The 20,242-nt window shown below is 50.2% G+C and carries 19 protein-coding genes and 2 tRNA genes; 6 read left to right on the top strand and 15 right to left on the bottom strand.

Annotation, left to right across the window (positions count from 1 at the left end; all coding sequences use genetic code 11):
* Positions 1–155: 155 nt before the first annotated feature.
* Together C0081_RS23245 and C0081_RS13395 are read right to left on the bottom strand one after the other, a co-directional pair.
* Complete coding sequence (locus C0081_RS23245; protein WP_180966894.1) at positions 156–302, bottom strand: hypothetical protein; 147 nt, start codon at positions 300–302, stop codon at positions 156–158.
* 80 nt (positions 303–382) lie between these two features.
* Complete coding sequence (locus tag C0081_RS13395) at positions 383–1,237, bottom strand: D-amino-acid transaminase (protein WP_101534323.1); 855 nt, start codon at positions 1,235–1,237, stop codon at positions 383–385.
* Between the two features lie 293 nt (positions 1,238–1,530).
* Between C0081_RS13395 and C0081_RS13400 the strand changes: the two genes are divergently transcribed.
* From C0081_RS13400 to C0081_RS13410, 3 genes are all read left to right on the top strand, one after another.
* Positions 1,531–2,445 carry a cation diffusion facilitator family transporter gene (locus C0081_RS13400; protein WP_101534324.1) on the top strand — a complete coding sequence of 305 codons (915 nt, stop codon included), beginning with the start codon at positions 1,531–1,533 and terminating at the stop codon, positions 2,443–2,445.
* Between the two features lie 79 nt (positions 2,446–2,524).
* A complete protein-coding gene (locus tag C0081_RS13405) occupies positions 2,525–3,484 on the top strand; it encodes an NAD(P)H-dependent flavin oxidoreductase (RefSeq protein ID WP_101534325.1) in 960 nt (319 codons plus the stop codon).
* Between the two features lie 67 nt (positions 3,485–3,551).
* Positions 3,552–3,971 (top strand): MAPEG family protein, encoded by a 420-nt coding sequence (locus C0081_RS13410; protein ID WP_101534326.1) that lies wholly within the window; start codon positions 3,552–3,554, stop codon positions 3,969–3,971.
* Between the two features lie 56 nt (positions 3,972–4,027).
* Here the strand turns inward: C0081_RS13410 and C0081_RS13415 are convergent, their stop codons facing one another.
* The 6 genes from C0081_RS13415 to C0081_RS13440 all read right to left on the bottom strand — a co-directional run bounded on the left by C0081_RS13415 (position 4,028) and on the right by C0081_RS13440 (position 9,943).
* Entirely contained in the window at positions 4,028–5,338 is a 1,311-nt protein-coding gene (locus tag C0081_RS13415; RefSeq protein WP_101534327.1) for an amidase family protein, read from the bottom strand.
* Between the two features lie 98 nt (positions 5,339–5,436).
* Entirely contained in the window at positions 5,437–6,090 is a 654-nt protein-coding gene (locus tag C0081_RS13420; protein WP_101534328.1) for a DUF2848 domain-containing protein, read from the bottom strand.
* A 19-nt stretch (positions 6,091–6,109) separates the two neighbouring features.
* Positions 6,110–7,393, bottom strand: coding sequence for a TRAP transporter large permease (locus C0081_RS13425; protein WP_101534389.1), 1,284 nt, complete (start codon positions 7,391–7,393; stop codon positions 6,110–6,112).
* Positions 7,390–7,953, bottom strand: a complete 564-nt coding sequence (locus C0081_RS13430; RefSeq protein WP_210200490.1) for a TRAP transporter small permease subunit — start codon at positions 7,951–7,953, stop codon at positions 7,390–7,392. Before C0081_RS13430 ends, C0081_RS13425 begins: the two co-directional genes overlap by 4 nt.
* A 6-nt stretch (positions 7,954–7,959) precedes the next feature.
* Positions 7,960–8,997 (bottom strand): TRAP transporter substrate-binding protein, encoded by a 1,038-nt coding sequence (locus tag C0081_RS13435; protein ID WP_101534329.1) that lies wholly within the window; start codon positions 8,995–8,997, stop codon positions 7,960–7,962.
* A 136-nt stretch (positions 8,998–9,133) separates the two neighbouring features.
* Positions 9,134–9,943 (bottom strand): putative hydro-lyase, encoded by an 810-nt coding sequence (locus tag C0081_RS13440; RefSeq protein ID WP_210200491.1) that lies wholly within the window; start codon positions 9,941–9,943, stop codon positions 9,134–9,136.
* Between the two features lie 126 nt (positions 9,944–10,069).
* Here C0081_RS13440 and C0081_RS13445 point away from each other — a divergent pair, with 126 nt between their 5' ends.
* The gene (locus tag C0081_RS13445; RefSeq protein ID WP_101534331.1) at positions 10,070–10,951 is read left to right on the top strand and encodes a LysR family transcriptional regulator; all 882 of its coding nucleotides are present in this window, start codon (positions 10,070–10,072) and stop codon (positions 10,949–10,951) included.
* A gap of 493 nt (positions 10,952–11,444) precedes the next feature.
* Here the strand turns inward: C0081_RS13445 and C0081_RS13450 are convergent.
* A tRNA-Pro gene (locus C0081_RS13450) sits at positions 11,445–11,521 on the bottom strand.
* 259 nt (positions 11,522–11,780) lie between these two features.
* Between C0081_RS13450 and C0081_RS13455 the strand changes: the two genes are divergently transcribed.
* Positions 11,781–11,855: transfer RNA gene (locus C0081_RS13455), tRNA-Gln, on the top strand.
* Between the two features lie 407 nt (positions 11,856–12,262).
* Here the strand turns inward: C0081_RS13455 and C0081_RS13460 are convergent.
* From C0081_RS13460 to C0081_RS13485, 6 genes are all read right to left on the bottom strand, one after another.
* The gene (locus tag C0081_RS13460; protein ID WP_146006464.1) at positions 12,263–13,156 is read right to left on the bottom strand and encodes a carbohydrate kinase family protein; all 894 of its coding nucleotides are present in this window, start codon (positions 13,154–13,156) and stop codon (positions 12,263–12,265) included.
* Positions 13,153–14,211 carry an ABC transporter ATP-binding protein gene (locus tag C0081_RS13465; protein ID WP_101534333.1) on the bottom strand — a complete coding sequence of 353 codons (1,059 nt, stop codon included), beginning with the start codon at positions 14,209–14,211 and terminating at the stop codon, positions 13,153–13,155. Before C0081_RS13465 ends, C0081_RS13460 begins: the two co-directional genes overlap by 4 nt.
* A 2-nt stretch (positions 14,212–14,213) precedes the next feature.
* Positions 14,214–15,698: an argininosuccinate lyase gene (locus tag C0081_RS13470; RefSeq protein WP_101534334.1), complete on the bottom strand. Its 1,485-nt coding sequence runs from the start codon at positions 15,696–15,698 to the stop codon at positions 14,214–14,216.
* The gene (locus C0081_RS13475) at positions 15,695–16,498 is read right to left on the bottom strand and encodes a carbohydrate ABC transporter permease (RefSeq protein ID WP_245417951.1); all 804 of its coding nucleotides are present in this window, start codon (positions 16,496–16,498) and stop codon (positions 15,695–15,697) included. Before C0081_RS13475 ends, C0081_RS13470 begins: the two co-directional genes overlap by 4 nt.
* Positions 16,499–16,572: 74 nt before the next feature.
* Positions 16,573–17,460, bottom strand: a complete 888-nt coding sequence (locus C0081_RS13480) for a carbohydrate ABC transporter permease (RefSeq protein WP_101534336.1) — start codon at positions 17,458–17,460, stop codon at positions 16,573–16,575.
* A 170-nt stretch (positions 17,461–17,630) separates the two neighbouring features.
* On the bottom strand, positions 17,631–18,890 hold the full coding sequence (locus C0081_RS13485; RefSeq protein ID WP_101534337.1) for a sugar ABC transporter substrate-binding protein: 1,260 nt from the start codon (positions 18,888–18,890) through the stop codon (positions 17,631–17,633).
* 137 nt (positions 18,891–19,027) lie between these two features.
* On the opposite strand from C0081_RS13485, the gene C0081_RS13490 reads away from it, so the two are divergent.
* Positions 19,028–20,239: an ROK family transcriptional regulator gene (locus tag C0081_RS13490; RefSeq protein WP_101534338.1), complete on the top strand. Its 1,212-nt coding sequence runs from the start codon at positions 19,028–19,030 to the stop codon at positions 20,237–20,239.
* Positions 20,240–20,242 lie beyond the last annotated feature (3 nt).

Raw genomic sequence — 20,242 nt, forward strand, 5'->3', positions numbered from 1 at the left:
TCCAGTATTTTATGCAGACCATCAACCACACCGCACAATCGGTCCAATCGAAATTAAGATCAGACCAAATCAACCATCTGTCTTGGACTCTGTCTTTTAAAAAGACGTGTTCGTCATCGTCTTTACCCACAGTGAATATCCGCTAAAGAACATCGTCAAAAAGACTGCAATAAATTGCCTGCAAGCATGCTGATCATGATGAGCGAAGATACCGCCAACACGAAGGTTTTGAACCAGCCGCGCCGACCAGCCATACGGTCTTTTAAAAAGGTGTGATTGGATTCGCCTGTATTGTCAGTCATCGCTTCAAACTCCATAATCTGACTTTAAAATGGGTCTGAGGCGACGACAATCAAGGGGGCTTTGAAATTCAAAGCAGGATTTACTTCAAGCTTTTGAGAGCGAAGGCGATGTAGAGTTCACGCAGACGTTTAGCCACCTTGCCCGGTTTTCCATCTACGATGGGTTCACCATTGAAAGTCACAACAGGGGTGACAAACATCGAGGCTGACGTGATGAAGGCCTCTGCGGCGTTGCTCACTTCATCAGGTGTGAAGCTGCGTTCTTCCACGGTGATACCGGTTTCTTCCGCCAGAGCCAAAACCGCTTTGCGGGTAATTCCGTGCAGAATCTTGTTTGACAACGCGCGCGTGAGCAGCACGCCGTCTTTGGTGACGATATGCGCGTTGTTGGATGTGCCTTCGGTAATGAAACCATCTTCAACCAACCATGCGTCGTTTGCCCCGGCATCCAGCGCTGTCTGTTTGGCCATGGAAGCGGGCAACAGGCCAACCGTTTTGATATCACGCCGCTGCCAGCGGATATCTGGGGTGGTGACAACGGAAATGCCGTTTTGTGCAGCGGCTGTGTCGATCACAGGGCGGCTTTGAGTGAACATAACGAGCGAGGGTTTTGAGTCTTTGGGAAATGCAAAATCGCGATCCGCGGCACCGCGCGTCACCTGAAGATATAAACCGCCTTCATTGATATCATTGCGTTTGAGCATCTCTAGCTGGATCGCTTCAATTTCTTCCAGAGAGCAAGGCAGCCCCATATTGAGCGCATCGACCGAGCGTTGCAGGCGCGCAAGATGGGCGGCGTTGTCCACCAGTTTCCCTTGCAGAACAGTCGACACCTCGTAGATGGCATCAGCAAACAGAAACCCGCGATCAAAGACGGAAATCTTGGCCTCATCTTCGGGCAAAAATTCGCCATTCACATAGACAATGCGGGACATGGATAAACCTTTCTTTCTGACAATTGGGATGGTTGGTAAAGACTCAGGCCGCTGCAACAGACCCGCTTTGACTGGGGCATGCGATTGCTGGTTAGTTTATGCAAGGGTCATCACGATGACAATTGGTTGGCCGTTGAGGCATGGAAAGATCGATAGTTATGCACTTCAAAACTCTCACGGCAAATTGCATGTGGGCAATTGGCTTGGGCTGTGCGAAAACCAGTTCAACGTCTGGCGGTTTGCGAACGGCTTGCCGCCCTTTAAGAATACGCTCCCAGATCAATGGTTGAGAGATGACACAATCCAAGACATATCTAAACACCAAACAACTGGCCATTGGCTCTGTACTGATTGCTTTGAGCGTACTGGCGCTTAAATATACAGCCTATGCAATGACCAACTCTGTTGGTCTCTATTCCGACGCATTGGAATCGCTGGTCAATCTGGCTGCTGCTGTCGCTGTTGTTATTGCAGTCTGGATGAGTGAAAAGCCAGCCGATCACAATCACCCATACGGCCATCACAAGGCGGAATATCTCTCAGCAGTGCTTGAAGGCGTGATGATTGTGTTGGCCGCGATTGCCATCTTCATGGCCGCAAGTGAGAGTTTTTTCAATCCACGTACTCTTAACATCCCTATTCTGGGGTTGCTTCTGAATGGTTTGGCAGGCGTGTTGAATGGTGTTTGGGCTGCCGTGCTGATCCATCAAGGGCGGCGGTTGCGGTCTCCGGCCTTGGTGGCTGACGGCAAACATTTGTTGACCGACGTCTTTTCTTCCGTGGGTGTCTTGATCGGCGTTTTGTTTGCGCTTTGGACCGGCCTGCACTGGCTGGACCCTCTCTTGGCAATCTTTGTTGCCGCAAGTATTTTGTGGACAGGCTGGGGGCTTATTCGCGGTTCGGTTAGTGGCTTGATGGACGAAGCGGTGGATGACGAAGAACTGGCACGAATTCAGAATATTATCATGGCCAATGCTGACGGAGCCATTGAGGCACATGATCTCAGAACGCGCCACGCTGGCCGAGTGATTTTTGTCGAGTTTCATTTGGTTGTACCCAGTATCCTGAGTGTATTTGACGCTCATGAGATCTGTGACCAGATCGAACATGCCCTGATGGCCGCACTGCCCCATGCCAATGTGACCATTCATATTGAACCGGAAGACAAGGCCCATGCTCCCCACACAGACGGCAGCATGGTGTTTTAGTCCGATTTACATTGCCATCGTGCTAGGCTAGCCTGCCCTTAACGTAACATGCAGACTTTTAACGCGCGAGGACGAAGCCATGAGCCTTCCTGCTCTTTTTAAGACATTGACCCTGCCTGCAGTGGCTTCGCCGATGTTTATCATTTCCAATCCGGAGATGGTGATCGCCCAGTGCAAAGCCGGTATTGTAGGCTCCTTCCCTGCGCTCAACGCACGTCCACAGGAAGCCCTAGACGACTGGCTCACTCAAATTGAAGATGCGCTGGATGCCCACAATCAGGTCAATCCGGACAGCCCTGCGGCTCCCTTCGCCGTCAATCAGATCGTACATCGGTCCAATGATCGCCTGATGGCCGATCTTGAAGTCTGCGTAAAACACGAGGTGCCAATTGTTATCACCTCACTCGGGGCGGTCGAGGCCGTTAATGAAGCTGTGCATTCCTATGGTGGCATCGTATTGCATGACGTGATCAACAACCGATATGCCAAAAAGGCCATAGAAAAAGGTGCCGATGGCTTGATCGCGGTTGCGACCGGAGCTGGTGGTCACGCAGGCACTCTATCGCCGCTGGCGTTGATTGGCGAGATCCGCAGTTGGTTTGGCGGGCCGCTGTTGCTGTCAGGGGCAATTTCTACAGGAGCATCCATTCTTGCAGCTCAAGCCATGGGCGCAGATCTTGGCTATATTGGCTCGGCCTTCATTGCGTCTCAGGAGGCCAATGCAGACGCGGCCTACAAACAGATGATCGTCGATTGCTCGGCTGATGACATTCTCTACACCGACAGATTTACCGGTATCCACGGTAATTATCTGGCGCCGTCCTTGACTGCAGCAGGCATTGACCCCAAAGACATTCTCAAGGAAGAAAAAAACAACATGGATTTTGCCAAGGCCAATGCCGACAACGCCCAAGCCTGGAAACATATTTGGGGGTCGGGACAAGGCATTGGCACGGTCGAGCGTGTTGAACCCGTGGCGGATATTGTTGCGCGTCTCAAGGCTGAATACTCAGCGGCACGGGTGCGATTGTTGGGTTAAAGCTCGGCATGTTCCCAGTCCCCAACGACCATGACCTTCTTAAGTCTCAACCAGAAATGATTATGCCATGACCACAGGTTTGTACGCCGCCCTCCTCATCATGCTCTTTATCGTTCTGTCCTTCAGAGTGATCCAAGGCAGACAAAAATACAAAGTGGCCTTGGGGGATGGCGATCAGCAACCCATGCGCCAACTGATGCGCAGTCACGCTAATTTTTCCGAATATACACCGCTGTTTCTGATTTCACTGGGGTTGGTCGACTATAACGGCCTGCCGCCCTATGCCGTCCATGGTCTTGGAAGCGCATTTCTGGTCGGCCGCTTGCTGCATGCCTATGGTGTCGGCGTCAAGGAACGCATCGTAGACGGACAATTGAAACACATCAAATACCGCCAATACGCCATGCTGCTCACCTTTGTCACGCTGGCAATCAACAGCGTGATTCTCGTCGTGCAATATGGTTTAAGCATTTGGGCTGTGCATTAGAATTTTCACGTCTGCTTCAACTGCAAACGCTGTCGGCCCAATATAGTGCGCGAACACTAGCCCTTGTCGTTTGTGCCAGAACCGGTCAAATGCCCGTGCACTTCTTCTGCAAAATTGAGAAGACTAAGATCATGCCCAGCGACCGCTGTTAACATGATGCCGATTGCCGATCCACCATGATGAAAAGGGATCGAAATACTACAGCAGTCCATGACATTTGCGATGGATGGATTGCGTAAGACTTGCAGATTTACGCGCCCATATTCTTCATCGGATTCCATAGAGTCAAAACTCGGCGGCAATATAGGCACCGTTGGCATTAGAAGAACGCGCGCGCCAAGCTCGGATTTATATTGCTCAATCAAGGCAGCACGCCGGTTCAAAGTCTTTCGATACTCAACGGCATTGACCTCATTGGCGCGCCCCATGCGCGTTGGGCCCGCTACACGAGGGTCCATCAGATCACGTTGGTTTTGATATGCTTCGTCGTATTCTGCGCGCGACTCGATAGAAGAAAACTGCCAGATGGGCAGTGATTTTAGCGCTTCTAGAACATCGAGATCAGTTTCAATAACAGTGTAACCGCTATTTTGAATGAGCTTTACAGCGGCTTCAAATCCTTCTGCTACTTTCGGTTCGAGATCATCCAGACCGTAATTCAGCGGAACAACAAATTCGCGAGTGACGTCATTGCCATTGCTTTGATTTCCAGTGGCCATGGTCTTATACGCAGCTGCGCAAGCAGACACGCTGTTGGCCATCGGTCCGATACTGTCCAAACTACGGGATAACGGCTTACACCCTGCAACAGAGACAGTGCTTTGGCTCGGCTTGAACCCGACTATCCCGTTAAAAGCAGCCGGGATACGCAGAGATCCACCGGTATCGGTGCCAATTGCAATGTCTGCCAAACCACGAGCAACACTGACAGCGCCTCCGGATGTCGACCCTCCGGGGATTGCTCCATCGACCAAAGCATTTTCTGGCGTTCCGTAATGTGGATTTAGCCCAAGCCCGGAATAGGCCAGTTCGGTCATGTTTGTATGCCCCAGAAAAACAGCGCCTGCCTGTCGCAGCTTTGCTATTGCGGTCGCATCAGACTTCGCTAAAGGATCAGTTGCCATGAACCGGGTGCCCGCTTTGGTGACATGACCCTTAACATCAAAGAGATCTTTGATGGATATGAGCGCTCCTGCCAAAGCCGAATCCGGCATTGCCTCTGCTTTTTTTGCTTGCTCAAATGCCTCAGTAAAAAAAGTTTGCGTGAAGATGTTTCGCAATTCTGGAGGGTCTTCAAGGACGCGTTGCTTTACTGCGCTCAATCGTGAAGTTGCGCTTTTTGATGACCATTGGAACTGATCAGACATGTCTTTTTCTCTCAAGCAAACAAGCAGGCTCTGTCGCAACAAACTAAAATCGTGCAGCAGAGCCTTGTTTTGTTTTTAACAATTGAATTGAACGCGGTCTAACTGACCGTTGGCAGTGAAACCACCTTGTAGGCCATTTCGATCCGCTTACTCAAAACAGGATCGCACATTTCAAGCTTATACTCCAAAGCTGGCCGGACCCCACCAATTGCGCCCAAAGTGCCGCACAGCATTGCTGAATTGTCTTGCAATTGGGCAGCTGACATCAAATCGCCGAGTGGACGAATGCTTGCGAGCAAGCCTTCCTGATAGAGGACCCAGTTGCCATCCTCCATGATCCAACACCGCAGTTCAATTTGATCAACATGGTGCTGAACTTCATCAAAAGCCCAAAGCTCATTTGCCACCGGTTTGGCACAAATTTGCTTGGAAGCTGCAACGGAATAGGCCTCAAGTGCTCTGTCCGTATGGTCTGAGCCCAGACCGAGGTAAAGTTTATCGCCATGCTTGATGAGAACGGGTTCCACCTCCCCCGAGTTTTCCTCACCAAGCACTTCCATCTCTGAGGCTTGCGTCAAAAGAGCATTGGAGACGCGGTAAAACAGAGGGACTTGCGACGGCGGAGCAACGCCCAACTCCGCCAGTTCCTTGATATGATGTTCGACGGCTTCTAAATTGCGGCCGGTCCAGCCAGCGACGATCACATGATCAATCGCTATTGTAAGCTCTTTGCCATTGCATTGGAATTGCATTGCACGTTCCTTTATTCGTTTACTGCAACAAACGCGGCAGAATGAGTGCGAGATCTGGATAGGCAATCAAAACGCCAACCATACACAGCATAGTGAATGCGTAAGGTGCAGCACCGACCATCACTTCGCTCATGTTGCCGCTTTTTCTCGCCCCCTGCACCACATAGAGATTGAGCCCCACAGGCGGCGTAATCAGAGCCATTTCGATCAGAACGATCATTAGAATGCCGAACCAGACTGGATCATATCCCAGTCCGGTAACAATCGGCACAACGATCGGAATTGTTACAACCATCAAGGACAGGGTTTCGATAAAGAAGCCCAGAACAATATAGATCAGCACGACCACGAATATCGTCATCAATGGGCCAAACCCGAGGTTTTCAAGGAGATTTCGCATTTCCGAACTTAACCCTGCAGCCGAAAGGGTAAAATTGAGAAAGGACGCGCCAATGATGACCAGCATAATCATAGAGGTGATTTTGACCGTGCCGACGATGGCCTCGGAGATCATGCCCAATGAAACACCCCCGAACATGGCAGCAATCAAAAGTGCACCGCCAACTCCCACCGATGCGGCCTCGGTGGGAGTGGCCCACCCCTTGTAGATGGCGCCGATAATGGCGGAAAAGAGCAGAAAGATAGGCAACAAGTCGCCCAGCCCACCGATCATTTCCCGCAAGGGGAAGCGCCGACGCTCGCCTCCTAACGACGGCCAGATCACGCATATGCAAACGGTTACCAGCATGAATGCGAGCGCCAAAAGGATCCCTGGTAACAAACCAGCCAGAAAAAGCTGCGGAATAGATGTTTGAGTTAGAAAACCATAAACGATGAGATTGATCGAAGGTGGGATCATAATCCCTAACGTGCCTCCGGCTGCGATTGCCCCGGAAAAGAGTCTGGGATCATAACCCAGTCTATCGGCCTGTGGCATGGCAACCGTTGCAACCGTCGCAGCTGTGGCGACTGAAGAGCCAGAGGTTGCCGAAAACATTGTAGCGGTTGCGACATTGGCATGGATCAAGCCGCCAGGGAGCCAGGAGACCCATTTATCCAGCGCGGCATAAGTGCGTTCGGCAATGCCACTGCGCACCAATATTTCGCCCAGCAACACAAAGAACGGGATTGCAATCAGAGTGGCGCTGTTGGACGTGGACCAAACCATATTGCCCAATCCGCGCAACAGCGGAAAGAGACTGAAAAATTGATCAACACCGAAACCGAGCAAAAAGAGGACGATACCGACAGGGATCGAGAGACTAAGCAAGCCCAAAAGGCCGATGGTAATAAAGGGTATCACAGCCATTCCTCCTGGGCACTGGCAATGCCAATAACACCTTCAACTTTTTTGAAACGGCCTTTGACGACCAAAACCATTGCAGATAGAAAAATCAGCCAACTTGAGAAAGCAAACCAGAGCCAGCCAGCAAACCACGGGATTTGTACCAGAGCCAGCGGTGTTTCGAGTGGCGTATTGGCCGTTGATGCGTTTTTCAAGGTAGTGGCAACCACTGGCCAGCACTGATTGGCAATAATGGCTACCGTCATCGCAAGTGAAAATAACGCGAAAAGATCGAAAAGCACGCGGGTTTTCTGCGGAGTGTTACTCCGCAGAAAATCAATGCGTACGTGAGACAGCTCGGTCAGAGCAAAACTCATTCCCCAAGCTGTTGCAATCGCCATGACATAACCGGATATCTCGTCGGTCCCTCCAAGGGAGGAACCGAGTTGCCGCATGGTGATGTCAACCAACACCAAGCCAGCACAGGCCAACAGAATAAATCCGGTGGCCAATGCTATCCGTTTATTCCAAATGCGCACGGCGAGCAGAATGCGTTCTGCCATGTCTTCGAGCATCATCCCACCCTATTTGGAAGCGATGGATACGCCGACGACTTTACCAACGCTATCATTCCAGCGTTTGGCCCAGTCGGCACCGGCACGCTCGGCCCATTCAGGTAGCACTTTGGCTTCCAGAATATCACGGGCTTTGGCGATATCGGCGTCTGTGGCTTCAACTAGAACCATGGATCGTTTGTCGCCAGATTCACACTCACCATTGCCTGTCAGGCAAGCAATGTCATTAAGCAGAGCACCTTGTGCTGAGTCCCATGCAGGTGCTTCAAATTTAGTAGCAATCTGATCTGTGATCAGTTCTTGGGTGCCAGCATCGAGCGAATTCCATTTATCCATATTCATCGCTGTAACAACAGGATCCCAACCACCAAGCGGGATTGTCAAAAGATGGGTAGAAACTTCCCACCATCCGGCGCTATAGCCTGATCCGGCACCGGTGACAGCACAATCGACTACGCCTTTTTGCAGCGCTCCGGGCACTTCTGAGAAAGCAACGTTGACACCTTCGGCATCAAGAGCTTCTAGGAATTTTGCGGTCATTCGGCCAGATGCACGAATTTTTAAACCCTTAAGATCATCCAGGCTGGCGACTTCCTTGTTGCAGAAAACAACCTGTGGCGGATAGGGAGCAATAGCCAAAACCTTTGAATTGAAGCGATTGGCAAAAATCTCGTCAACCATAGGACGCGCGGCATCAACCGCTGCTTTGGCCTTGGCCGCGTCCATCGCCACCAGAGGAACATCAAGTCCTTCAAGTTCGGGTGCATCCGAAACCGCATAATCACCGACGGTCATAGCGACGTCATAGACGCCCTGCCCCAAAAGACGAAAAACATCGGCTACGCCTAGATTCATTTCGTTGTGAGTGGTTACCTGTGTGGTGATTTTGCCACCAGATGCCTCGGGCAAAGTCTCGCCCCAGAATGGCGCTTCGTAAGCTTTGTGCAATGGCAAGCTTGACCAACTTCCAACCACATTCAGCTGTTCGGCTGATACGGGTGAAGAGATAGCGATTGCTGCTGTGAAAGAGAGTAGAATCCTTTTCATATGAATGCTCCGTTAGGTTCCCCTTGGGCATTTCCACGACGCCTGCTTTACCAAGACTACGAAGAAACGCAAATTTCTGGGTATCTACATTTCCGATAATCATTACAAATTGCCGGAAATGCTATGGGTGAGTGATTTATGCTTTTATTATTGGAACCTCTGCATCATCCGGGATGTTTGTTATCAGCATATGTCCCGGTTTATGTGTGATGCAAAGGGGCAGTTTCGCGTTTTGGATGGCGGCCTGTGGCGTTACGCCGCAAGCCCAGAAGACGGGCAGATGACCGGGCAAAGACGGCACAGCGTCGCCCCAATCGGGATGTGCCAAATCTGAAATTCCTATTTCTGCAGGATCGCCCACGTGAAGTGGCGAGCCATGAGCAAGCGGGAATTGTCGACAGATGGAGTGCACTTCGTCAACCCTGTTTTCCGGTATCATGCGCATCGAGACAACAGTCGCTCCCGAGAATGGTCCTGCGGGAACCGTTTTCAGTGAGGTTTTATACATTGGCACTGTTTTATTGTTGGAGATATGCCAGACGTCTATGCCAGCTTTCAGCAAGGCATGCTCAAAGGTAAAAGAGCATCCCAAGGCGAACGTGATCATTTCATCGTTCCAGAAGGGAGAAATATCCCCTCTCTCCTCGTCCAGAACGCCATCCCGATAGATATTGTAGATGGGAATATCGGTTCTAATATCGATATCGTGACCTGCGGTCGTCAAATAGGGATCGCCTGTATCGGAAACAGCAACGAGCGGGCATGGCTTTGGATTTCTTTGGCAGAAACGCATGAAATCCAATGCATAGATCCGGGGCAAGATCACGATATTGGCTTGCAAATACCCCTTTGCCAGACCTGCTGTGTGGGCATCATATTGCCCATCGCGAATGATTTGACGCAAATTCTGAGGATCTTTGGTTTTCAGCGTTTCATAGTTGAGCATGTTCATTCCCTCGTTAGGAATAGCTTGCCCAATATTTAACGAAAATCAAATCGATAATTTTGTGCTCACATGATAAAAATATTTTATCAAAGGACATTTCCGTCATACATAGCATGTGAGAATCCGGTGAAAATAAGAAATCTCGATACATTTTATTGGGTCGCGACCTTAGGCAGCTTTCGCGCCGCAGCAAATTATCTCAATCTGACACAACCGGCTGTTTCAGCCCGAATACAGATTCTTGAGCAAGATCTCGGAATTGATGTTTTTCAACGAAATATCCGGAACGCTATGCTAACTCACTCGGGCAGAAAGCTACTTCCCTATGCCGAGAAGCTCATGATGCTGGATCAGCAAATTTTAAAAACGTTTGCCGATACCACCCAGATTGTACAAACCATCCGTCTAGGGGCTGCTGAAACCATTGCCTGCAGCTGGCTACCCGATTTTTTGAACTATGTCGGAAGAACAACGCCGGGCATCACCTTTGAATTATCGGTAGACACAACCAATAATTTGCGCAACGCCCTTTTGGCACGAGAAATTGACTTGGCCTTTCTCATGGGGCCTGTGTCGGAAGCTAGCATCAGCAACCAACCGATATGTGGCTATGAAATGATTTTTGCTGCGATCAGCTCAATCGCGACAAAGAAAAAATACTGGACAATTTCTGACATTGCTTCTCATAGGCTGCTCACATTTTCCCGCTCCAGCCGCCCAGGCAAAGAAATCCAGACTTTGTTATCGGCGAGTTATGAAGGACCACTCAATCTCAACACCTCCACATCTATTGGTGCGTTGCGAGAATTGGCGTGTGCTGGCTTTGGCATCTGTGCCTTACCCAAAGCCATCATCAACGAGGAACTAAAATCGGGCGCGCTGAAGGAGCTGAAAACAGACATTATTCTCAGAGATTTGTCCTTTACAGCGTCCTATGTTGAAGGATCTGCGACAAGTGGCCTTGTCAAGGCAATCACCACATATCTCAATGACTATCTTGAAGCATAGCAGAGAGAAAGCGGCTGGTTCGAATACTGCGAAATATGGCTCCAAAAGCGGCAAGCATTGCATTTGATCTTAGCAAATTTTCTGAAACCATTTTGGTATTGACCTGCTCCCAAATTCTCTACCAGTTTTAGGGAGTATCCGAGAGTTGATGCAGTGAGCCCCTGCTTTGGGATCGGCGGTTTGAAACTGCAATATAGGTAGGCCGTAGACATTGCCGGAAGCGGATCAAAGCTTACCAAAAGCAATTGTTGGAATTTGACTAGCGGAGCCCGAGCTAATCGAAGATAGAGCACCCCACCAGCGCAATGGTTTGCAGCGAGAAGCGTTTTTGCACTCACGGCTTGCATCATTGGCCATGGGAGACCTTAACCATCTCATGCGCGGCATGACGGTCCACAACAAACGCAAAGTTTATTTTAGGGGGGGGGGATAAGGGAGGGCAATTGTCTTATTACAAACAACCATTGTCTTTCAATGTCTTAAGGAAAAACAATGGTCGGAGCGAGAGGATTCGAACCTCCGACCCTCTGGTCCCAAACCAGATGCGCTACCAGGCTGCGCTACGCTCCGTACCGTTGGTGGAGGCGTGTATAACCTTCTCAAAAGCATCTGGCAAGGGCACTAACCGGCAAATGCCGAGTTATTGCAAAGATTTCCACTCTATAAATTTTTCTGCCTACCAAACCCGGCACAGATGCGGTCCACGAAAACACACACCACCAACGCGATTGATTTTCCCTTGTGAAAAAAAGAGTAAAAGCATTGCGCAGGTCATTTTGCTTCTGTATAGAGAGCCTACTTGACGTTCAGGCTTAGTCTTGAAACGTGTTGGGGTGTGGCCAAGTGGTAAGGCATCGGTTTTTGGTATCGTGTATCGGAGGTTCGAATCCTCCCACCCCAGCCAAGTTTTTTTCCCGAAAATTTAGTGCAAGATATGGCTGGTGAAAATGATGTCGGTGCATGGCATTGTTATAGCTGCTTCCCATGAGAGGCACGCGGCCATATCAATCCGCAAGCCTATGCACAACAGCCCCTCTCCGACCAATCAAATAGCTCCCGAAAGCACTAATCTATTGATATTTAATCATTTTCAACGCAAACATCAGATTTAGCAGGCACTCTTTTCCGCATTCAAGGCGTTGATCGCGGTTACAGTGGAGCAGCCGGACCACGCAGCGAAATCACGACCAAGTCACCCTATTGTTTGGAAGTTTCAGAGATATCGAGTGCCTATCTAACTTGAGTGTCACAGGTGGCAAAGCTTCAAACAGGACCATCCATATTCGGGCGGGCACTTCACAAAAGAAGTGTTCAGCTTGCCTTTGATGATTCTGGTGTAAAACCGCCTTTGCTTTGTACCGCGATTGTACCGCAGGCAATGCCTGCTTGCAGACAAGCCAAGGTATCAGCCCCTGCCAACCACTGATTCAAAAAGCCGCTATTGAACGCGTCGCCAGCTCCCGTTGTATCAACCGGCTGGGTCTTGATGGCTGGACAGTGGATCACACCCGACTCGGTTTTGACAAAGGCACCATCCGCACCACATTTAACAACCCAGATCGGTTTAGAGGCCATTTCAACCCCCAAACTTTCAAGCCGTTGCGCTTCGGACTGATTGGGCAGGAATAAATCGACCCGAGAGATCAAGGAAGCGGCGGCGATTGTTATGGAATCATCCCAACTGCAATCAAGAGAAATGGTCAGTCCGGCTTGTTTGGCCAAATCCAACAAATAAGGCTGTTCGATCAAGGTTGCCAGCTCGCCGATATGCAGATGGCCAATATTACGCTCTGTGAGCTGTTCCTGTGTCAGTCTTGGCAGAGCGGGGCCTACGCGACGGGTGATAAAAGCCCGATCACTTGGTTCTGACTGAGTAGCCTGATTGATTAGAGCAACCGTGACTTGAGGGTCGAGCGCCGGGTCCGATGCAGCGCACAGGGAGGCATCAAGATCCGCAGCCTCAATCTGTTGCTGAACGATATCTCGAAAAGGCTGGTTGGGGATCATACTGGCCAGAAAGGCAGGGCGCCCAAGGCTCTTGAGGTAAGCTGCCGAAATGTAGGCCCCTCCCCCAGCATTCAACTCAAGGCCGCCGGTGAAGACCTCTGTCCCCATGGTTGGCAGACGTGGTACGTCCTGAAAGATCAGATCGCAATAGATGCGCCCAACACACAAAACCCCCATGGTTGCTGGCTTCGCCCTCACAGCAGTGTTTCTCCGGTTTCGGCGTCAAACAGGTGCACATTGTCAATATCCGCTTTTAACTTCACATATGTGCCGGATTGTGGAGGGGTTCGGCCATCGGCTTTGGCAATGATTTCCTTGCCTGCATATTCGACATAAATAAGCGTCTCCGGCCCCAGAGTTTCAAGAACGGAAATCTTTCCTTTAATGAGAAAGTCATCATCCTCGGTCAGGTGGAGGTCATCGGGTCGCACACCCAAAATGATATTTCCCTCAAATGACACTCCCTGTGGGCCCGCAAACTTTTGGCCGTCTTTTAGTTCTATTTGTCCATTTGAAAGTGTCCCCTCAATCTGGTTCATAGAGGGAGCGCCGATGAATTGCGCCACAAACACATTGGCCGGGCTGTGATAAACCTCGAACGGGGTTCCGACCTGCTGAATATAACCATCTTTCATAATGACAATGCGGTCAGCCATGGTCATGGCTTCCACCTGATCATGGGTCACAAACACTATGGTATTGCCCACTCGCTGATGCAATTTTTTGATTTCCAGGCGCATCTGGGTGCGCAATTGTGCATCAAGATTGGAAAGAGGTTCATCAAACAGGAAAACCGCCGGATCGCGTACCATGGCACGGCCGATTGCAACGCGCTGACGTTGACCACCGGACAATTGGTTCGGCTTGCGATCCAGTAAATCCACCATATCGAGAATGGTTGCGACCTCTTGTATACGTGCTTCTTTTTCTGCTTTGGATTTATTGGATGTTCTAAGACCAAATCCGATATTCTTACGCACGGTCATATGAGGATAGATAGCATAATTCTGAAACACCATGGCGATATCCCGCTCTTTGGGTTCCAGATTGTTGACGACACGGCCATCAATCTCAACCTTACCCGAGGTGATTTCCTCAAGGCCAGCGATGAGGCGCAGGGTGGTGGACTTTCCGCACCCCGATGGGCCGACAAAAACAACAAATTCACCATCTGATATCTCTAGATCAATACCATGGAGGATTTCAGTCTTGTCATATCGCTTGACGAGATTGCTTAGGGCAAGGTTGGCCAAGATTAAATCTCCAATAGGTTTGAAAAGGCTTTCTTCAGGTTTTCCTGAGCCGTTGATCTGCGCTTTTGTCGGGCATTTTTGTTGGCTACCAGTCGGGCGAGATCACCCTGATAGGCCTCGAAAGCATCGACCAAGGCGTGGGGGGCCGGACCACCGAAACGATCCCTGACAGCGACAAAGGTCTCAATTGCAACGGCTTGGGAAAAAGCTTCTTTTCCCAATCTGGACGAACGCCCGACTTCCGTCTCGAAAGCGCGGCAGAAAGAGACAAAACCTTCACGTAACGGCTTGTTTTCCGCAATCACCGCTTTTGCCGTTTCTGCCGCAATTTCATGCGCTTGTCGGAAGCTTAATTTTTCCAGTCGCACCAATGTATCGGCCAATTCAGTGATGGTGATACAGGCCGAATCCGCATTGGTATGAACGCGCTCCACATTGATTGAGCAAGCGGGCAAAAACGCACCAAGCAAAGCAATCATTCGCCCCCCGCTTTCAAAGACCGCATAGCCAGCTTGCTGCACTTCCCCTTCACTGTCATTCATGTCGGTGTAGGGTGTGTTATGCATGATGTTGACCATCATATCGCAACGTCCGACGCTTATGCTCGCAAGATGGCGCATATGCTCGATAGGAACGGGGTTTCGTTTTTGCGGCATGATGGAGCTGATCTGCACCAACGCATTTGGGACATAAAGCTGGCTCACCTCGAAGGAGGACCAGAAAGCCATGTCCTGAACGACACGCCCCAAATGTAAAAAGACCAGCTTCAATGCCGAATATAGCCCTGTGATATAGTCGACAGAGGCGATGCAACCATAGGAGTTGCGCAGCGGCGCCGAAAACCCAAGCAGGTCCGACACACGTTGGCGATCGATTGGAAACCCGGAGGTCGTGATGGCTGCAGCGCCCATGGGACAATGATCAAGTCCAACAATGGCTGCATCCAGACGCGCACAATCGCGCAACAACACTTCGATAACCGACGCAAGATAATGCCCGAATGTGGACGGTTGAGCCGGCTGGCCATGCGTATAGGCCACGATCGGAGTTTTGGCTTCTTGTCTGGCTTTGTCGATCAGAGCAGCCGCAAGACCCTGTAATTGACCCATCATGGCTTCAGCACGGCTCTGCAAGGCAAATTTGAACAGGGTATGGTCCATGTCATTGCGCGAACGCGCGGTGTGCAAGCTGCCGCCGAGGTCTCCCAACCGCTGCCGCAACTCGGCTTCGATCAGGAAAAAATAGTCCTCATGCTCACCCGTATAAACCTGCTTTTCAACATCGATCTGGGCTTCAATATCAACCAGGGCATTAGCAATTGCCGAGGCCTGTTCTGAAGACAAGATTTGCGTCTCGGCCAACATGACCAAATGGGCTCGATTGATAGCCCCCATATGATCGGCATAGTGCGCCTTCACCGCATCAAATAGCGGAGCCAGAACGGTTTCCTTGTAAACGGGATCGGGGAATTTTGAATGATCGATCATCCCTTCAACCCCGCCATGACAACGCCGCGAATGATATAGCGTTGGAAAATCAAGAAAACCACCAAAGTAGGCAGTGTCGAGATCGCTGCTCCCGTCATAATCAACTCCCAAGCTACATCGGCTTCATCACCAAAACTGGAGAGGCCCACCGGAAGCGTATACATATCGACCGAATTGGTGACGATCAGCGGCCAGATAAAGGCTGTCCAGTTGCCAAGAAAGACAAAAATGGCTAGAGCGGCAAGGGCTGGTTTGACCAATGGCATGGCCACGGTCCACCATATCTGGAATTCGTTGAGCCCATCGATGCGTGCCGCTTCAATGAAATCATCGGGTACGGTTTCAAAAAATTGTTTCATTAAGAACGTTCCAAAAGCAGTCATTAATCCGGGGAACATGATCCCCCAATAGGTATCGAGCCATCCAAATTGCTGGGCCATAAGATACCAGGGGATCACCAGCATTTCTGTCGGGATCATCAATGTCGAGAGAATGGCGATGAAAATAATATAGCGCCCGGGAAAGCGGAATTTGCACAGGGTGTAGCCGACCAGACTATCGAACAGAATGTTGCAGATTGTCGTGATAACAGCAATGACGATGGAATTGACGAACCAGCCAAAGAAGCGGCCATCTTCTAGCACATAGGTGTAATTCTCAATGGTCGGCTCGTCGGGAATAAGATTGATATTGTAGACTTCATGTGGCCATTTGAGGGATGTTGAAATCATGTAGACGATCGGCATGACCATCAATATGCCGCCAGAAAACAGCAATATCCAGCGAATGACCTGTCCCATGTTGGCAGGTTTTTTGGGCACCTTGGTTTCAAGAAGCGCTTTTGATGAAGGACGATTGGCTTGGGTGAAAGTCATTAGCTGTCTTTCAAAATTCGGAGTTGAAGCAAGCTGACAATCAACAAGACGATGAACAGCACAACTGTTTGGGCCGCCGCATATCCCATGTCAAAGCTGGAAAAAGCAGTTTCATAAATCATCAAGACCAACGGTTTGGTGGCATTGAGTGGCCCCCCGGGATCAAGCGTGGTCATATTGAAAACGTGATCAAAAATCCTTAGAAACCCGATCGACGAGAAAACCACAATGAACACAATCGTAGACTTGAGCAGTGGAATGGTGATTTCCCACAACATGGTCCAGTTGGAAACACCATCAATACGGGCCGCTTCATAATAGCTTTTGGGGATAGCACGAAGGCCCGCCATGAATATGATGATCTGAAAGCCCAACCCGGCCCAAACGGCAGGTGCCAACACTGCGGGCAATGCATTGACAGTTGAATTGAGAAAATTGAATTGGGCAATACCCATGGTCGCGAGAATGTTGTTGAACAGTCCGCTGGGGACCGGTTGATAGAACCAGCGCCAGACCCACGCCATGGCCACAGCCGATGTCATAAAGGGTAGAAAATAGAGCATGCGCAAAAAATTATGCATGAAGCGCAGTTTGTCCAGATTGTAGGCGATGACAAAAGACACCACCAAACTGATCGGTGTTCCCAAAAACAAATAGATAAAGGTGTTTTTGAAGACCTTCCAGAAAACAGGATCGTGCCAGAGCTTGATATAATTGTCCAAGCCAGCCCATGTGCGCGTTCCCAGCAGGTTCCAGTTCTGGAAAGAAATCAGGACTGCGCTGCCCGTGGGATAGAAACGAATGACACTATAAAAAATCACAGGCAACGCCAGAAAGGCCCAAGCCCAGACGATCTGTTTATGGCGTATGGATAAATTTCGATACATCGGTTGCTGGCTCACCTTGCCCGTTGTCGGGACGACGGATGACTGGAATGAAGGCCCAAGCTTCACCGCCCCCGTTTCTCCTCACTGAGGAAACAAGCAGAGGAATTTGGGGCCTTCAAGGGATCTGTGGCGCAAACCACAGACCCCTGTTCATGCGAACGGACAGGATCCTATTTTTTAGCCATAGCTTCATCAAGAAGCTTTTGCTCGGCCTCGGCAGCAATAGCGAGGCTTTCTGCTGGTGCCTGATCCTGAATGTCAATGCGCTGAACCATATCCATCATGATCTGACGCTGAGCCGATTCATTGACAAATTTGGTGGACTTTGCATATTCCAGTCCACGAATAAACGGACCGAACACCGGATCGGAACGGTTGGCCTCCGTCATGCCAACAGATGGTTTGGCAGGCAATTCACCAACCACATCCAGCCATACCTGCATGGCTTCATCGGAGGTAACAAATTGCATAAATTTGACTGACGCATCAAATTTTTCATCTTTGGCCTTGGTTGTGATGGCGTTGACCCAATAGGAAGAATAGTTGGACTTCGTGCCATCCGCGCCCACAGGCAACTCGGTAACGCCCCATTTAAGGCCACGTTGTTTTTTGAGGGACCCAATACGGAAAGATCCATCGATATGCATACCGGCACGCCCTGCCTTAAATGCAGCCTGAGGTTCGTCCATAAAGTCGAAGGACGTCACTTTGTGTGTCTTGGCAAGCCCTGTGTAATATTCCAAAGCTTTGAGGCCTGCTTCGTTGTTATAATTGACTTTTTTATAGTCATCCAAATAGGGATCGCCACCAAACTGACGCACCAAAACTTCGCGGAACCAGTGATGATCCTGTGCGGTCATGCTTGCAGTGATACCCACTTGTGTAATGTTGCCAGCAACATCAACCTTGGTTAGCTTTTTGGCAACCTCCACCAATTCTTCAAGAGTTTTTGGTGGGGTTTTTACTCCTGCCTCTTTGAACAAGCGTTCATTATAGAAAAGAGCCAAAGACCGCACGGCAGTGGGCAGCGCCCAATAATTCTCTCCGGAGCGCATGGCGTTTACCATTGGGAAGAAGTCTTTTTCGACCTGCTCTGGTGGAAAGCTGGCCACGGGTAGTGGCTGAATCAGGTCGGCGCTCACATAATCATCGAGCCAGCCGTAAAAGAGCTGAACCACATCCGGCCCTTCGCCTGCCGGAATGGCCGCCGCCACCTTGGTGCGATAATCGCCATATGGAAAGGTGGTCATTTTGACCGTAATATCAGGATTGGCTTTTTCGAAAGTTTCAATCAACTGATCCATCGCGGTGACACGTGCATCATAGAAATATTGCCAATATTCAATTTCCACCGCGTTGGCGGCGTTGGAAAACAGCGCCATGGCGCTCGTCGTTGCGGCAAGCGCTAAATTCTTCAAAGACTTTTTCATATTTGAGATCCCCTGATCAAACGGGCAAAATTTGGGTTGGACAAAATGAGTGATTGCATGCGGGCATTGGTCTTCTTTTTCTTTATAATTAGCTCAAGTAAGTTGAATGATCAAGTTACTTGAATTAATGTCGACACATGATTTCAAAATTCGCGTCAAAAATTGGAGCAAATGCAGGCCGCTCCCGCAGTCACAATCGGCAGGTCGTGCTCGGTGCCATTCACCAAGCAGGCAAGATCGGTCGCGCTGAGATTGCACGCAACTCAGGGTTAAGCACACAAGCCGTTTCCAACATCATTGCCCAGCTTGAACAAGAAGGCATGTTGATTGAACAAGGCCGCCTTTCGACGGGCAGAGGCCTACCCTCGGTGCAATATGCCCTCAATTCCGATGGAGGATTTGCTTTCGGCATCGAAATGCGCCCGGATGTTATCTTTGCAGCCCTGCTTAATCTCAAAGGAGCGACCGTTTTTTCGAAACGAGCCAATCTGATCGATACCAAGCCTGAACGTGTGATAGATCAGGTACTTACTCTACGCGATGAGGCGCTGGCGGCGACTGGGGTGGCACCTGAACGGGTCATGGGGGCAGGAATTGTGATGCCCGGCCCCTTTGGCAGCAACGGCCTGTCAGATAAAGGCACCGAGCTTCCCGACTGGCAACATTTGGATGCCAGTTCACTATTTGAAAAAGCGTTAGATCTGCCCGTTTTTGTGGAAATTGATGCAAATGCCGCAGCTTTGGGAGAGCGGATTCTGGGTGCAGCCAAGGGCCTAGAGACCTATTGCTTCCTATATTTTGGTGCTGGTTTGGGCCTCGGCATTGTCACGGGCGGTCGCTTGTTCAATGGTGCTTTTGGCAATGCCGGAGAAATTGGCCATATTCTGGTGCCCGCAGTTGATAGCGACGCCTCTATTCCTTCTTCAAAAGCCTCCAGTGGCAGCGTCGAGTTGGAAAAGATGGTTAGTCGCCTGTCCGCACAACGTTACCTTGGCTCTGCTGGCTATGAAGTCCATTCAGGTGAGGATCTGTCTGCACTATACGCACAGGACACCCCTGCCCTTATGACGTGGTTAGACAGGGCCAGTGCCCCTCTCTCCCATGCCATTGCGACGATTGAAAATTTGTTTGACCCGCAAGCCATCATTCTTGGGGGAGCGATGCCTGATGCACTTCTCGATCACTTGATCACACATATCCGGCTATCCGATCGGTCTGTTGCCAATCGAACCGGAAGGCAACATCCTCGCTTATTACGAGGAAGCTCAGGTCGGATGACAGCAACATTGGGGGCTGCAGCCCTTGTGATCAACCATGCCCTTACGCCACAAATCACAGTTCCGAGATAGATA

It is taken from the genome of Cohaesibacter celericrescens (assembly GCF_002866925.1).
Classification (GTDB): Bacteria; Pseudomonadota; Alphaproteobacteria; order Rhizobiales; family Cohaesibacteraceae; genus Cohaesibacter; species Cohaesibacter celericrescens.

Excerpts from the sequence above, each read along its gene's own strand:
- C0081_RS23245 (WP_180966894.1), bottom strand. The coding sequence starts at position 302 with ATGACTGACAATACAGGCGAATCCAATCACACCTTTTTAAAAGACCGT.
- C0081_RS13395 (WP_101534323.1), bottom strand. The coding sequence starts at position 1,237 with ATGTCCCGCATTGTCTATGTGAATGGCGAATTTTTGCCCGAAGATGAG.
- C0081_RS13400 (WP_101534324.1), top strand. The coding sequence starts at position 1,531 with ATGACACAATCCAAGACATATCTAAACACCAAACAACTGGCCATTGGC.
- C0081_RS13405 (WP_101534325.1), top strand. The coding sequence starts at position 2,525 with ATGAGCCTTCCTGCTCTTTTTAAGACATTGACCCTGCCTGCAGTGGCT.
- C0081_RS13410 (WP_101534326.1), top strand. The coding sequence starts at position 3,552 with ATGACCACAGGTTTGTACGCCGCCCTCCTCATCATGCTCTTTATCGTT.
- C0081_RS13415 (WP_101534327.1), bottom strand. The coding sequence starts at position 5,338 with ATGTCTGATCAGTTCCAATGGTCATCAAAAAGCGCAACTTCACGATTG.
- C0081_RS13420 (WP_101534328.1), bottom strand. The coding sequence starts at position 6,090 with ATGCAATTCCAATGCAATGGCAAAGAGCTTACAATAGCGATTGATCAT.
- C0081_RS13430 (WP_210200490.1), bottom strand. The coding sequence starts at position 7,953 with ATGATGCTCGAAGACATGGCAGAACGCATTCTGCTCGCCGTGCGCATT.
- C0081_RS13435 (WP_101534329.1), bottom strand. The coding sequence starts at position 8,997 with ATGAAAAGGATTCTACTCTCTTTCACAGCAGCAATCGCTATCTCTTCA.
- C0081_RS13440 (WP_210200491.1), bottom strand. The coding sequence starts at position 9,943 with ATGCTCAACTATGAAACGCTGAAAACCAAAGATCCTCAGAATTTGCGT.
- C0081_RS13470 (WP_101534334.1), bottom strand. The coding sequence starts at position 15,698 with ATGATCGATCATTCAAAATTCCCCGATCCCGTTTACAAGGAAACCGTT.
- C0081_RS13475 (WP_245417951.1), bottom strand. The coding sequence starts at position 16,498 with ATGGGACAGGTCATTCGCTGGATATTGCTGTTTTCTGGCGGCATATTG.
- C0081_RS13480 (WP_101534336.1), bottom strand. The coding sequence starts at position 17,460 with ATGTATCGAAATTTATCCATACGCCATAAACAGATCGTCTGGGCTTGG.
- C0081_RS13485 (WP_101534337.1), bottom strand. The coding sequence starts at position 18,890 with ATGAAAAAGTCTTTGAAGAATTTAGCGCTTGCCGCAACGACGAGCGCC.
- C0081_RS13490 (WP_101534338.1), top strand. The coding sequence starts at position 19,028 with ATGATTTCAAAATTCGCGTCAAAAATTGGAGCAAATGCAGGCCGCTCC.